Here is a 13,574-nt window from a genome sequence, read left to right on the forward strand (position 1 = left end):
CCCGTCTGTGGACCCGCGCCCGTGCCCGGCCCGAAGGCCGCGCGAGGGCTCAGTTCTCGCGCTTCTCCTTGATCTTCGCGGCCTTGCCGCGCAGGTCGCGCAGGTAGTACAGCTTGGCGCGACGGACGTCACCCTTGGTGACGAGCTCGATCTTCTCGACGATCGGGGTGTGCACCGGGAAGGTGCGCTCGACGCCGACGGAGAACGAGACCTTGCGGACCGTGAAGGTCTCGCGGACACCGGCGCCCTGGCGGCGGATGACTACGCCCTTGAACTGCTGCACACGGGAGCGGTTGCCCTCGATGACGCGGACGTGGACGTTGACGGTGTCACCCGGGCGGAAGGCCGGGATGTCGCTGCGCAGCGACGCGGCGTCGACGGAGTCGAGCAGGTGAGACATGATCGTCTGCTTCCTCGCTGATGCCACAGGTCATCAGCGGTAAGTCGTGATGAGATTCGGGTGCCCTCCGCAGAAGAAAACCGGGCTCCGGGGAGTCCGGGTCCCTGCCGGAAGGCCGCTGAACGCGTCGGGCGGGCGTCGTGTCCCCCTGTGGCAGGGGCGCACGCTGGACGCACAGCAGCGTCCTATTCTTCCACGTCCTGCACCCTGCGCCAAAATCGGCCGCCGGGCTCGGGCTCCCAGCCCAGGATGGAGAGCATTTCCCGGTCCTTCTTGTCGAAGGCGGACGGGTCGCAGCGCTCGATCAGGTCGGGCCGGTGGCGGGTGGTGCGGCGCAGCGCCTCGTCACGGCGCCAGCGCGCGATCTTGCCGTGGTGGCCGCTGAGCAGGACGTCCGGGATGCCGCGCCCGCGCCACTCGGGCGGCTTGGTGTAGACCGGGCCCTCCAGGAGGTTGGCCATGGCGCCGGGGGCGAAGGAGTCGTCCCGGTGGGACTCGGCGTTGCCGAGCACGCCCGGCAGGAGCCGGGCGACGGCCTCCGTGACGACGAGGACGGCGGCCTCTCCGCCCGCGAGGACGTAGTCGCCGATGGAGACCTCGTAGACCGGCATGCGGGTCGCGTACTCGTCGATGACGCGGCGGTCGATGCCTTCGTAGCGCGCGGGCGTGAAGATCAGCCAGGGGCGCTCGGACAGCTCGACGGCGAGTTCCTGGGTGAAGGGCCGGCCGCTGGGCGTGGGCACGACCAGGGCGGGGCCCGACCGGCCCGCCTCGTAGCCGTCCGCGAGCGCCTGGTCGAGGGCGTCGCCCCAGGGCTCGGTCTTCATGACCATGCCGGGGCCGCCGCCGTAGGGGGTGTCGTCGACCGTGTTGTGCCGGTCGTACGTCCACTCCCTCAGGTCGTGCACGTGGACGTCGAGGCGGCCACGTGCGCGTGCCTTGCCGACGAGCGAGACGTTCAGGGGCTCCAGGTACTCGGGGAAGATCGTGACGACGTCGAGCCGCATCAGGCGCCGTCCTCGCCCCGGGAGCCGGCCTCGGCCTCGCGGGCGGCGTCCGCGGAGTGCGCGGGGTCCGTGGCGTCCGTGGCGTCCGTCGTGTCTGCGGCGTCCGCGGCGTCCCGTGCGGACGCGATCTCGGCGCGGTCGTCGATGAGCCCGGGGGGCGGGTCGATGACCGCCTTCTGCTCCTCCAGGTCGATCTCGGTGACGATCTCCTCGACGAACGGGATCATCACCTCGCTGCCGTCGGGCCGCTCCACGATGAACAGGTCCTGCGAGGGCAGGTGCGAGATCTCCGTGATCCGGCCGACCTCGGTGCCGTCCTTCGTGACGACGTCGAGGTCCATCAGCTGGTGGTCGTAGAACTCGTCCTCGTCCTCGGGCAGCGCCTCCGGGTCGACCTCGGCGATGAGCAGCGTGTTGCGCAGGGCCTCGGCGCCCGTGCGGTCCCGTACGCCCTCGAAGCGCAGCAGCAGACGGCCGCTGTGCACCCGGCCCGTCTCGATGGTGAGGGGTCCCCTGCCCGCGGGGTCGGTGGCGAGCACGGCGCCGGGGCCGAGCCGCAGCTCCGGCTCGTCGGTGCGCACCTCGACGGTGACCTCGCCCTTGATGCCGTGGGCGCGGCCGATCCGCGCGACTACGAGCTGCACTGGTGTCTCTCCTGTCCCTACGACTGGGTGGGGGCCACTGGGCCCCATACGACTGCGGGCCGGGGACGGCCCTGAGGCCCTCCCCGGCCCGAGCCGGTGCTACGTGCGGTTCAGCGAACCTGGTCCACGTCGACGAGGTCGACGCGGACTCCACGGCCGCCGATGGCGCCCACGACGGTGCGCAGGGCGCGTGCGGTGCGGCCGTTGCGGCCGATCACCTTGCCCAGGTCGTCCGGGTGGACCCGGACTTCGAGGACGCGCCCGCGGCGCAGGTTGCGCGAGGCGACCCGCACGTCGTCGGGGTTGTCGACGATGCCCTTCACGAGGTGCTCGAGAGCCTCCTCGAGCATGCTCAGGCCTCGGTCGACTCGGCGGACTCGGCCTTGGCCTCGTCCGCCTTCTTGTCGGCCTTCTTGGCCTTCTGCGTGATGGCCTCGCCCTTGGGCTCGTCCTCGGAGCTCACGGCGTCGAAGGTCGGACGCGCGGCCTTGACCTCCGGCTGCAGCAGCGGCGCCGGGGCGGGCTCGCCCTTGAACTTCTGCCAGTCGCCGGTCTTCTTCAGGATGGCGAGGACGGGCTCGGTCGGCTGGGCGCCGACGGAGAGCCAGTACGCGACGCGCTCGGCGTTGACCTCCATGCGCGACGGGTTCTGCACCGGGTGGTACAGACCGATCTCCTCGATGGCCCGGCCGTCACGGCGGGTACGGGAGTCGGCGACGACGATGCGGTAGTGAGGCGAACGGATCTTGCCCAGACGCTTCAGCTTGATCTTGACTGCCACGGGAGTGGGTTCTCCTGGATTTGACGTGGTGGGGCACGGCGGGACTGCCGCGTGGGGTTGCGGTACCCGAGTGCCCGATGGACGCGTCAGCCGGAGGAGAGAGGGGTCCTGTGCGGCTGTCGAGTACAGCTAGCCATTGTGCCACACCCTGGCGTGGGCGCCTTCAGCCGACCTTGGCCCCCGTCGGCCCCGGGGGTGGCCCCCCGGGGTGGCCCCTCATCGCGCTGGCGCGCTCGTCCTCAAACGCCGGACGGGCTGGACAGAGCCCGTCCGGCAGGGAACCGCCCCCGGGTCCGGCAAAGGACAGCCCCTGGGACGAGCAAGAGGCAGCCCCCCCGGACCGAGCAAGGGGCAGGCCCTGGGAGCGGTGAGGGGCAGCCCCCGGGAGCGGGACCTCTGAAGGAAGAGACCGACCCCCTGCGCAGGGGGTCACCCCGCTCCCACGCCTACCACTTCCGGGATGCGGAAGGGCTTGCCGCAGCCGCCGCACATGATGGGCGCCTGGGCGAGCACCGACGGCACGACGCGGACATTGCGCCCGCAGTCGCAGACCGCCTTCACGCGGACTCCGCCGCCCGACGAGCCGTGCCGGGCGGCGGGGCCACGGAAGGTGCGCGTGGTGTCCGCCGTGGTCGCGGCCGTGTGCGCCTTCAGGGCGCGCTGGAGCCGCTCCATGGTGGGGCGATAGCGCTTCTTCGCCTCGGGGTTGAGCGTGACCAGGGAGAAGCCGCTGCTCGGATGCGGCTCCTCCGGATGGTCGAGGCCCATCTCCTCGGCGATCGAGAGGAATCTGCGGTTGTGGTAGCGGCCCGCGCGTGAGGTGTCGCGCACTCCGCGGGCGGCGGCGATGCCGTGGACTGCTTCATGCAGCAGTCGCTCGAAGGAGAGCTCGGCGCCACAGGCGGACGACGACTCTCCGATCAGGGATTCGGGCGCGGCTAGGTCCGGCAGCTCAGGGTGGTGCCGCTGAATGTCGGCCCACGCCTGTGCCAGCTCTGCGGCGAGAACAGGTGGTGTCGTGCTCACGTCGTGACAACGAGCCGAGGTGCCTCCGGGTTCCATTCCGGGGCATCTCAAATAATTTGCACTTACCCGTCAGTTGCCGTTGATGCGTCCGGACGAGGGCGGGTGCGCTGATCTGCGGAGAAGTCTCGCAGCTCGCATCAAGCCGGTACGTAGTGGCGCGTACGCCCCGGCGCTTAGGTCAACTCCGTGCGCCGGGGCCGGTGTTGCCAAGGAGTCCGGCCGTCGCCTCGTGAAGGCACCCGAGCACCCTGCCGGGACGGCCGAGCCGGAATCCCGGGTCTCAGTACGCGCGTGCAACGAGAGCGACGTTACCGGGTGCGTCATCGGCGTCCGGCACCGCCCCGTCCTCAGCGACCAGACACCGTACGGTCACACCCTGCTCCGCGAGCCTCGCCTCGCCCGCCTCGCCGAGGACGGACCACGGGACGCGCGCCCAGCCGCCCGCGCCCGCCGCGTCGACGGCCGCCTCGACGCTGGTCACGTCGGCCGTGCGGGACTCGCGGCGCTCCCGGGCCTGGGTGAGCAGCAGTTCCTGGTCCGCCTCCAGGGCGGCGGGCAGCAGCGTGGTCAGGGCGTCCAGGGAGACCGGCTCCTTGCCGCCCGCGATCCGGCGTACGAGCATCGCGGTGCCGTTCTCCAGGTCGCGCGGGCCGATCTCCACCCGCAGCGGCACGCCCTTCAGCTCCCAGTCGACGGCGCGCCGCCCGAACGGGGTGTCCGTGCGGTCGTCGACCTGGACGCGGACGCCCGCGGCGGCGAGGCGCTCACCGAGCTCCCGGGCCTTGGCGAGCACCGCCGCGTCGTCCTTGACCGCGAGGACGACGGCCTGCACGGGCGCGAGGCGCGGCGGCACGCGCAGGCCGTGGTCGTCGCCGTGCATCATCACCAGGGCGCCGACGAGGCGGGTCGTGGCGCCCCAAGAGGTCTGCCAGACCAGCTCCTGGGTGCCGTCCTTGGACAGGTACTGGGTGTGGAAGGCGCGGGCGAAGTTCTGCCCAAGCTCGTGGCTCGTGCCCAGCTGGAGGGCCTTCCCGTCGCCCATCATCCCCTCGAGCGTGAGGGTGTTGATGGCGCCGGCGAAGCGCTCCTTGGCGGTCTTGCGGCCGGGCACGAAGTCCATCGCGAGCACGTCCCGCAGGAACGCCCCGTACACGTCCTGGTGGATCCGGGCGGCGAAGTCGCGCGCGTCCTCGTACGTCGCGTGGGCGGTGTGGCCCTCCTGCCACAGGAACTCCGAGGTGCGCAGGAACAGGCGCGGGCGCAGCTCCCAACGCACCACGTTGGCCCACTGGTTGATGAGCAGCGGCAGATCGCGGTAGCTCTGCACCCACTTGGAGAAGTACTCGTTGACGATGGTCTCCGACGTGGGCCGGACCACGACCGGCTCCTCCAGCTCCTTGCCGCCGCCGTGCGTGACGACGGCGAGCTCCGGGGCGAAGCCCTCCACGTGCTCGGCCTCACGGGTCAGGTACGACTGCGGGATCAGCAGCGGGAAGTACGCGTTCTGGGTGCCGGTCGCCTTGATGCGCGCGTCCAGGTCCTGCTGCATCCGCTCCCACAGGCCGTAGCCGTACGGCCGGATCACCATGCTGCCGCGCACCGGGCCGTTGTCGGCCAGCTCCGCCTTGGTGATCAGGTCCTGGTACCAGCGGGGAAAGTCGTCCGCGCGGGGTGTGAGTACGGGTGCCTTTGCCATGGCGCGCATGGTACGTCCGAGCCGCCTGAAGGGCCGGAGATTTACGCCTTGAGGGGGCGCACAACGGTGGCACGCAAGCATTGCCTGACAACCCCTGGACGCCACGACGGAAGCGGAGTTCTCTGGCATACGGGGGGAGAGCGACCGCACGTCATGGGGGCGGACGAACCGTAGGAATCAGCACGCCAACTCTCGGCGGAATGGGGCGCTTTCGATGACACCTACGCTCGTGCAGTCACACCTCCCGCGCGCGGGTGCAGCCCCCCGTGTGGACAGGTGCGCACGCGCGCGTGACTGGGCGGAGATCCAGGAAAGGATGCTGGTCCCGCTCGTGGAAGCGGTGTACGAACGGCTCGAAGTGGGCACCGGCACACGGCTTCTCGACCTCGGGTGCGGCTCCGGCCTCGCCCTGCTGATGGCGGCGTCGCGCGGCGCGACGGTGACCGGTGTCGAACCATCGGCGCCCGAACGCCTCGCGCTCGCCCGCGCACGCCTCACACCCGACACGGCGCCCGGCGAGCGCGCCGACACCCGGCTCGTCGCCGGCTGCCCCGAGGACGCCGCCGACCCCAGGGCGCCGTCGTACACCCTGGTCACCGCGTTCCAGCCGATCGGGTGCACCGCGGGCGACGGCGAGAGCCTGTCGGCGCTCCTGGAGTCCGCCGCGCCGCTGGCCACCCGCGGCGCCCCGGTGGTCCTCGCCGGCTGGGGCCCTCCGGAGCGCTGCACCACGTCGTCGGTGCTGCGCGTGGCGACGAAGCTGGCCGACCCGCTGCGCCGCCCCGGCGGGTGGCGCCCCGCGTGCCGGGACGACCTGGAGGAGGTCGCGCAGCGCGCGGGCCTCAAGCCGGACGGCTCGGGCCGCGTCGCGTGCCCCTTCGGTTACGCCGACATGGACAGTGCCGTGCGCGGACTGCTGTCCACGGGCCTGTTCGACGCGGCGGTCGGCGCGACGGACCAGACGCAGGTCGACAAGGAACTGACCGAGGCACTGCATCCGCATCAGCGCCGCGACGGAACGGTGTGGATGCCGAACGTGTTCCGCTACCTGATCGCACGTACGCCGTAATCACGCACTCCGTAGGACACGTGCACCGCTATCGGCCACTACGGAGCACCGCGCTCACCCCGTGACCGCCGCCTGCCACGTCCAGGACGTGCGCCGCTCGCGGCCGTCGAGATCGCCGCGCCCCGTGCACCACAGCAGCACCGCGGCCGGGTCGCCGTCCGGGGCGTCCGGGAACAGGCGGTGCAGGACGCGCCCACACAACGCTCCAGGGGGCAGCCAGTCCACGCCGAGGCCCCGCGTGATGTCGTACGTGTGGAGCAGGATTTCGGCGGTCCCCATCGCCGCGAAGCCCGTCGGGTCGCACGGCCCCCAGTGCCAGGCGCGCGTCTCCGGAGACGCCGTGTCGAGCGCGGCGACAAGGAGGCCCGCGGCGGCCGTCACCACGCGCAGGATGTCGCCCGGCGTCGCGGACGGCCGCACGGTCAGGTCGAAGGGCAGGTAGGCGGTGTCCGGGCGGGCGCTCAGCTGGCCCGCGTAGGCGAGCAGATCGTGCGCCACGTGCGCGGCGGTGGCGCGGCAGCTCCACTCCAGGGAGCCCGCGGACACAGGCTCCCAGTCGCGCGTGGCCTGCGGTTCGAGGACACGCACCATCTCGGCGGCGGCTTCGGAGACATCACGGCTGTCCATGGCGGCAGGCTGGTCAGCCCCCGCACCGCCCGCCTCAGGTTTCCTTGGTGAGCCTGGTGATGCCGGCCACCCGGTACGCGTCGGCCTCCTCCAGGGTCTCGTTCTCCAGAAGAGCGGCGGCCAGGGCGTCCAACTGGTCACGGTGTTCACGCAGTTGACGGCAGGCACTCTCGTAGCACTCGTCCACGATGCGCCGCATCTCACCGTCGATGGCGTCCAGGGTCTCCGGGGCGGCGGCGAGGCCGTAGGCCTGCTGGGCGTCGTTCGGCAGCGCGGACAGGCGGCCCACGCGCTCGCTCATGCCCCAGCGGGCGACCATGCCGCGCGCGATGTTGGTGACCTGCTCCAGGTCGTTCTCGGCGCCGGTCGTGATGACTCCGTAGACGACGTGTTCGGCCGCCATGCCCCCCAGGGCGCCGATGATGCGGCCGCGCAGATACTCCTCCGTGTACGCGTACTTGTCGGCGTCCGGTGTCGACAGGGTGACGCCGAGGGCGCGGCCGCGCGGGACGATGGTGATCTTGCGTACGGGGTCGGCGCCGGGTTGCAGCATGCCGAGCAGGGCGTGGCCGCTCTCGTGGTACGCCGTGCGGCGCCGCTCCTCGTCGGGCATGACCAGGGGCCGCTCGGCGCCCAGTTGGACCTTTTCCAGCGCTTCGGAGAGGTCGGTCTGCGTGACGGTGGTCTGCTGGCGCTTCACGGCGAGCAGCGCGGCCTCGTTCGCGAGGTTGGCGAGGTCGGCGCCGGTCATGCCGGGTGTGGTGCGGGCGACCTGGGCGAGGTCGACGTCGGCGGCCAGCGGGATCGCGCGGGTGTGGATCTTGAGGATGGCCTCGCGGCCGCCGCGGTCGGGCGGGGACACGTTCACGACCCGGTCGAAGCGGCCGGGGCGGGTCAGGGCGGGGTCGAGGATGTCGGCGCGGTTGGTGGCCGCGATGACGATGACGCCCTCGGAGCCGGAGAAACCGTCCATCTCGGTGAGGATCTGGTTGAGGGTCTGCTCGCGCTCGTCGTGCCCGCCCATGCCGCTGCCGCCGCCGCGGGCCCGCCCGATGGTGTCGATCTCGTCGATGAAGATGATGGCGGGCGCGACCTTGCGGGCCTCGGCGAACAGCTCCCGCACCCGCGAGGCGCCCACGCCCACGATCATCTCGATGAACTCCGACGCGGACGCCGAGAAGAACGGCACCCCCGCCTCCCCCGCGACGGCCCGCGCGAGCAGCGTCTTGCCGGTCCCCGGCGGACCGGCGAGCAGCACGCCGCCGGGCATCCGGGCGCCCATCTTCCGGTAGGCGTCGGGGTTCTTCAGGAAGTCGACGACGTCGTTCAGCTCGCCCTCGACCTCGTCGATCCCGGCGACGTCCTCGAACGTCGTGCGCTTCTTGCCCGGCTCGAGCTCGACGGGCTTGGGCGGCTGCTTGCGCCCGAGCATGCCGCCCGCGCCGCCCATCCCGGACGCCATCCGCCGCGCGATGAAGATCCACAGCACCACGAGCAGCAGCATCGGGGCGAGCGAGATCAGCAGGTTGGACAGGAAGCTGCGCTCCTGCACGACCGGCTCGGCGGTGACCGTGACCTTGTTCTTGGTCAGGTCCTCCCAGAGCTTGTCGTCGGCGAACGCGGGCCGCTGCGTCTTGAACTTGGTGTACTTCCCGTCGCCGTCCGGGTCCTTCTGCTCCTTCTTCAGCTGCCCCTGGATCGCGTCGCCCTTGGAGTAGATCTTCGAGACGTTGCCGTCGTCGACCTGCTTGCTGAATTCGGTGTACGAGATGGTCGGCTCGTCGCCCTCGTTGAAGAACGACAGGACGAGGTTGGCGATCAGGTACACGATCAGGGCCGTGAGGATGAGCCCGGTCCAGCCGCCCGGCATCTTCCGCTTCGGCGGCGGCCCCGGCTCCGGCTCGGGCGCGCCCTCGGAGCGCCAGGGCTGCTCGGGCTTCTGGCGCGGCGGCACGGGGTTGCTCATATGCGGACGTTACGACACAAGAACGGCACCGGCACCTGCGCCGGAAACGCCTGGGGCGCCCCTCCCGACGGAAGGGGCGCCCCAGGCGACGTACGGAATCAGGCGTACGGAATCAGGCGTACGGAATCAGGCGTACGGAATCACGTGTACGGCTTCACGCGGCGTACGCGACCCGGGCCGCGTACCGAACGGCCGCTCAGCCCATGAACTTCTTGAACTCGTCCGGCAGCTCGAAGTCCTTGCCGCCCTGGCCGGGCAGCCCGAACGCGCCGCCGGGGGCGGCGTCGGCGCCCTGGGCGCGGCGCTCGGCGGCCTCCTGCTCCTGCTGCTTGCGCTTCATCGGGTTGCCGGAGCGCTGCTTGCCCTTGGCCTGCTTCTGCTTCTTCTTCTGGCGGCCGGGGCCGCCGCCCATGCCCGGCATCCCGGGCATCCCCGGCATGCCGCCGCCCTGGGCCATGCGGGACATCATCTTGCGGGCCTCGAAGAACCGCTCGACCAGGTTCTTCACGGCGCTGACCTCGACGCCGGAGCCCTTGGCGATGCGGGCCCTGCGCGAGCCGTTGATGACCGTCGGGTCCTGGCGCTCGCCCGGGGTCATCGACTTGATGATCGCGGCCGTGCGGTCGACGTCGCGCTCGTCCAGGTTGTTGATCTGGTCCTTGATCTGGCCCATGCCCGGCAGCATCCCGAGCAGCTTGCTGATGCTGCCCATCTTCCGGACCTGCTCCATCTGGGCCAGGAAGTCGTCCAGGGTGAAGTCCTGGCCCTTCTTGGACGCCAGCTTGGAGGCCATCTGCTCGGCCTCCTGCTGCGAGAAGGTCTGCTCGGCCTTCTCGATCAGCGTGAGCATGTCGCCCATGCCGAGGATGCGGGACGCCATCCGGTCCGGGTGGAACGCGTCGAAGTCGTCCAGCTTCTCGCCGTTCGACGCGAACATGATCTGGCGCCCGGTGACGTGCGCGATCGAGAGCGCGGCACCGCCGCGGGCGTCGCCGTCGAGCTTGGAGAGCACCACGCCGTCGAAGCCGACGCCGTCCCGGAAGGCCTCCGCCGTGTTGACGGCGTCCTGACCGATCATCGCGTCGACGACGAACAGGACCTCGTCCGGGCTGACCGCGTCGCGGATGTCCGCGGCCTGCTGCATCAGCTCCTGGTCGATGCCGAGGCGGCCGGCGGTGTCGACGATGACCACGTCGAACTGCTTGGTCCTGGCGTACTCGATGGAGTCCTTGGCCACCTGCACCGGGTCGCCCACGCCGTTGCCCGGCTGCGGGGCGTAGACGCCGACGCCCGCGCGCTCGGCGACGACGCTCAGCTGGTTCACGGCGTTCGGGCGCTGGAGGTCGCACGCGACCAGGAGCGGGGAGTGGCCCTGCTCCTTCAGCCAGCGGCCGAGCTTTCCGGCGAGGGTCGTCTTACCGGCACCCTGCAGACCCGCGAGCATGATGACCGTCGGCGCGGTCTTGGCGAACCGCAGGCGGCGGGTCTCGCCGCCGAGGATGCCGATGAGCTCCTCGTTGACGATCTTGATGACCTGCTGGGCCGGGTTGAGGGCCTGCGAGACCTCGGCCCCGACCGCGCGCTCCTTGACCTGCTTGATGAAGGCGCGGACGACGGGCAGCGCCACGTCGGCTTCCAGCAGGGCGATACGGATTTCGCGCGCCGTGGCGTCGATGTCCGCCTCGGACAGCCTGCCCTTGCCCCTGAGGGTCTTGAAGGTGGCTGCGAGGCGATCGGAGAGAGTGTCGAACACGGCGGCGTCGGTCCTCGAAGTCGGGAGCGGGTTTGCGTCGCCCTCCAGGGTATCCGGCCCGGCAACCCTGCCGTCCCTCGCGGGGCGCCCCAGTCCCGCCCCTTCCCGAACCAGGGGGCTGCGCCCCCTGGCACCCCCGCCTTATCGCCGCTTCGCGGCTCGCCCTCAAACGCCGGGCGGGCTGAAATCCCTCGCGCTCCGCTGCTTGCCCTCAGGCGCCGGGCGGGCTTTTCAGTGCCTGCTCAAGGCCTCGTGCGAGACCGGCCGCCTCCTCGCCCGCCAGCGGTGCCCCGTCCACCCCGGTCACGTAGAAGGCATCCACCGCGTTCGCCCCCAGCGTCGACACGTGGGCGCTGCGTACTCGGACCCCCGCCGCCTCCAGGGCCAGGCCGATGCGGTGCAGGAGGCCGGGGGCGTCCTGGGCTCTGACCTCGATGACCGTGGCGCGGCGGGAGTCCGCAGGCGCGACGCTGACGCGCGCGGGCGGGGCCACGACGCCGCGCCGCCGGGGGTAGGCGGCGTCGCGCTCCGCGAGGCGGCCCGCGATGTCCAGGGAGCCGTCGAGGGCCCGGACGAGGTCGGCGCGGAGGCGGGCCGCCTGCGGCAGGGAGCCGTACTCGGCGGCCACGCGCCAGTCGAGCAGCAGCACCGCGGCGCCGGCCCCGCCCACCTCCTCCGGCACTTCGAGGGCGCGCAACTCCGCCGCGCGGACGGTCAGGCGGTGCAGGGCGAGGACCCCGGCGGCGGCCGCGAGGACGCCGGGCTGGTCCGGGACCACCACGAGCAGCTCGACCCCGAGCCCCTCCGACGGCTCCTCTGCGCGGCTGCGCAGGGAGAGGACCGGGCCGCCGGTGCGGTACGCCTCCACCGCGAGCCGCTCCTGTTCCGCGGAGGCCGGTGGCTGCGTCCCGCCGTCCTCCGGCTGGTCCCCCGCGAGCACCGCGCCGACCCGCTTCACCAGGTCCGCGACCAGCGAGCCCCGCCACGACGACCACGCGGCCGGGCCGGTGGCCAGCGCGTCCGCCTCGGTGAGCGCGTGCAGAAGCTCCAGGGTGGCCCCCGAGCCGACGGCCCCGGCCACCGCCTGCACGGTCGCCGGGTCGTCCAGGTCGCGCCGGGTCGCGGTCTCGATGAGCAGCAGGTGGTGGCGTACGAGACAGGCGAGGACGGCCGTGTCGGCGCTGTCGAAGCCGACGCGCCCCGCCACGTCCCGCGCGATGATCTCCCCGGCCACGGAGTGGTCGCCGGGCCAGCCCTTGCCGATGTCGTGCAGGAGCGCGGCCATGAGGAGCAGGTCGGGCCGCCCCACGCGCCGGGTGAGGGCGGACGCGCGGACGGCCGTCTCGACCAGGTGCCGGTCGACGGTCCAGGTGTGCACGGCGTTGCGCTGCGGGCGGCACCGCACGCGCTCCCAGTCGGGCAGGAGCCGGGTGATCAGGCCCTCCGCCTCCAGGGCCTCCCACACCTGCACGGTCGGCCGCCCGGCGCCGAGCAGCGTCACCAGCTGCTCGCGGGCCTCGGCGGGCCACGGCGTGGGCAGCGGCCCGGCCGCGGCGGCCAGGCGGCGCACGGCGTGCAGGGACAGCGGCAGGCCCGCCTGCGCGGCCGCCGCGGCCGCCCGCAGCGGCAGGACCGGGTCCCGCTCGGGCCGCGCCGCCCGCGCGAGCACGACCTCGCCGTCCTGCTCGACGACGCCTTCGGCGAGCGGGGAGCGCTCGGCCGCGCCGGTCTTCCCGCCGCCGAGGAGCCCGCGCAGGCGGGGCCGCGCGCCGCGGGCCCGCAGCACCCGGCCGACCTCGCGCCAGGTGACGTCGGCGGCGTACGAGACGGTGCGCGCGGCCTCGTACACCTGCCGCAGCAGGGTGTCGGCGTCGAGCAGGCCGAGTTCGGCGGCGACCTGGTCCTGCTCCTGGAGGGCGAGGCGGTCGGTGGCGCGGCCGGTGGTCAGATGCAGCGCGTCGCGGACGTCGAGCAGGGCGCGCCGGGCCTCGGCGAGGCCCTCGCGGGGCGCGTCGGCGAGCCAGGACGCGGCGACGGCCCGCAGGGCGGTGGCGTCGCGCAGGCCGCCCCGCGCCTCCTTCAGGTCGGGTTCGAGGAGGTGACTCAACTCGCCGTGGCGCAGCGCCCGTTCCTCGCAGAGCTCACGCAGCAGCGGCAGGCGTTTGGGGGCCTGGTTGCGCCAGTCGGCGAGGATCGCCGTGCGCAGGCCCGTGGTGAGCCCGAGGTCCCCGGCGACGTGCCGGGCGTCGAGCAGGCCGAGCTGGACCTTGAGGTCGTCGCCCGCGGTCCTGCGGGCCTCGCCGGGGGTGCGTACGGAGTGGTCGAGCGCGAGCCCGAGGTCCCACACGGGGTACCAGACGCGGTCGGCGAGCGCGGCGATCGCCCCGGGGTCGGCGCCGCCGTCGTGCAGCAGGAGCAGGTCGAGGTCGCTGCGCGGCGAAAGCTCGCCCCTGCCGTAGCCCCCGACGGCGACGAGCGCGGCCCCGCGCAGGTCGCCGGCGCCCAGGTCGGCAATGGCCGCGGCGAAGAGGCCGGTCAGCCAGCCGTCCGTGAGCTCGGCGAGCGCGGAACGGCGCGGCGGCCCGGACCGCGCCTCCTTCTGCAG

At 72.5% G+C, this 13,574-nt stretch carries 12 protein-coding genes; 1 reads left to right on the forward strand and 11 read right to left on the reverse strand.

Going from position 1 to position 13,574, the window contains the following annotated elements:
- Positions 1-49: 49 nt before the first annotated feature.
- The 7 genes from rplS to proS form a co-directional block, all read right to left on the reverse strand.
- Positions 50-400 carry a 50S ribosomal protein L19 gene (gene rplS / locus ACFWZ5_RS27345; RefSeq protein WP_189956174.1) on the reverse strand — a complete coding sequence of 117 codons (351 nt, stop codon included), beginning with the start codon at positions 398-400 and terminating at the stop codon, positions 50-52.
- Positions 401-585: 185 nt separating this feature from the next.
- A complete protein-coding gene (trmD, locus tag ACFWZ5_RS27350; protein WP_384798006.1) occupies positions 586-1,407 on the reverse strand; it encodes a tRNA (guanosine(37)-N1)-methyltransferase TrmD in 822 nt (273 codons plus the stop codon).
- Positions 1,407-2,051, reverse strand: a complete 645-nt coding sequence (rimM, locus tag ACFWZ5_RS27355; RefSeq protein WP_384798003.1) for a ribosome maturation factor RimM — start codon at positions 2,049-2,051, stop codon at positions 1,407-1,409. Before rimM ends, trmD begins: the two co-directional genes overlap by 1 nt.
- A 110-nt stretch (positions 2,052-2,161) precedes the next feature.
- Positions 2,162-2,401, reverse strand: a complete 240-nt coding sequence (locus ACFWZ5_RS27360) for an RNA-binding protein (protein ID WP_138962065.1) — start codon at positions 2,399-2,401, stop codon at positions 2,162-2,164.
- Between the two features lie 2 nt (positions 2,402-2,403).
- A complete protein-coding gene (rpsP, locus tag ACFWZ5_RS27365; RefSeq protein ID WP_384798000.1) occupies positions 2,404-2,832 on the reverse strand; it encodes a 30S ribosomal protein S16 in 429 nt (142 codons plus the stop codon).
- Positions 2,833-3,261: 429 nt separating this feature from the next.
- Positions 3,262-3,894 carry a hypothetical protein gene (locus ACFWZ5_RS27370; protein WP_384797997.1) on the reverse strand — a complete coding sequence of 211 codons (633 nt, stop codon included), beginning with the start codon at positions 3,892-3,894 and terminating at the stop codon, positions 3,262-3,264.
- Between the two features lie 244 nt (positions 3,895-4,138).
- Positions 4,139-5,554 carry a proline--tRNA ligase gene (gene proS / locus ACFWZ5_RS27375; protein WP_384797994.1) on the reverse strand — a complete coding sequence of 472 codons (1,416 nt, stop codon included), beginning with the start codon at positions 5,552-5,554 and terminating at the stop codon, positions 4,139-4,141.
- Positions 5,555-5,768: 214 nt separating this feature from the next.
- Between proS and ACFWZ5_RS27380 the strand changes: the two genes are divergently transcribed.
- Positions 5,769-6,623 carry a class I SAM-dependent methyltransferase gene (locus ACFWZ5_RS27380; protein WP_384797991.1) on the forward strand — a complete coding sequence of 285 codons (855 nt, stop codon included), beginning with the start codon at positions 5,769-5,771 and terminating at the stop codon, positions 6,621-6,623.
- 54 nt (positions 6,624-6,677) lie between these two features.
- Here the strand turns inward: ACFWZ5_RS27380 and ACFWZ5_RS27385 are convergent, their stop codons facing one another.
- The 4 genes from ACFWZ5_RS27385 to ACFWZ5_RS27400 form a co-directional block, all read right to left on the reverse strand.
- On the reverse strand, positions 6,678-7,250 hold the full coding sequence (locus ACFWZ5_RS27385; RefSeq protein WP_384797988.1) for a maleylpyruvate isomerase N-terminal domain-containing protein: 573 nt from the start codon (positions 7,248-7,250) through the stop codon (positions 6,678-6,680).
- A gap of 34 nt (positions 7,251-7,284) precedes the next feature.
- Positions 7,285-9,216 carry an ATP-dependent zinc metalloprotease FtsH gene (gene ftsH, locus ACFWZ5_RS27390; RefSeq protein ID WP_384891354.1) on the reverse strand — a complete coding sequence of 644 codons (1,932 nt, stop codon included), beginning with the start codon at positions 9,214-9,216 and terminating at the stop codon, positions 7,285-7,287.
- A 196-nt stretch (positions 9,217-9,412) separates the two neighbouring features.
- The gene (gene ffh, locus ACFWZ5_RS27395) at positions 9,413-10,969 is read right to left on the reverse strand and encodes a signal recognition particle protein (protein ID WP_384806552.1); all 1,557 of its coding nucleotides are present in this window, start codon (positions 10,967-10,969) and stop codon (positions 9,413-9,415) included.
- A gap of 211 nt (positions 10,970-11,180) precedes the next feature.
- The coding region (locus ACFWZ5_RS27400; protein WP_384891357.1) for a [protein-PII] uridylyltransferase at positions 11,181-13,574 on the reverse strand (2,394 nt) is incomplete at its 5' end.

The sequence above is a fragment of the Streptomyces sp. NPDC059003 genome (genome assembly GCF_042740445.1).
GTDB lineage: Bacteria > Actinomycetota > Actinomycetes > Streptomycetales > Streptomycetaceae > Streptomyces.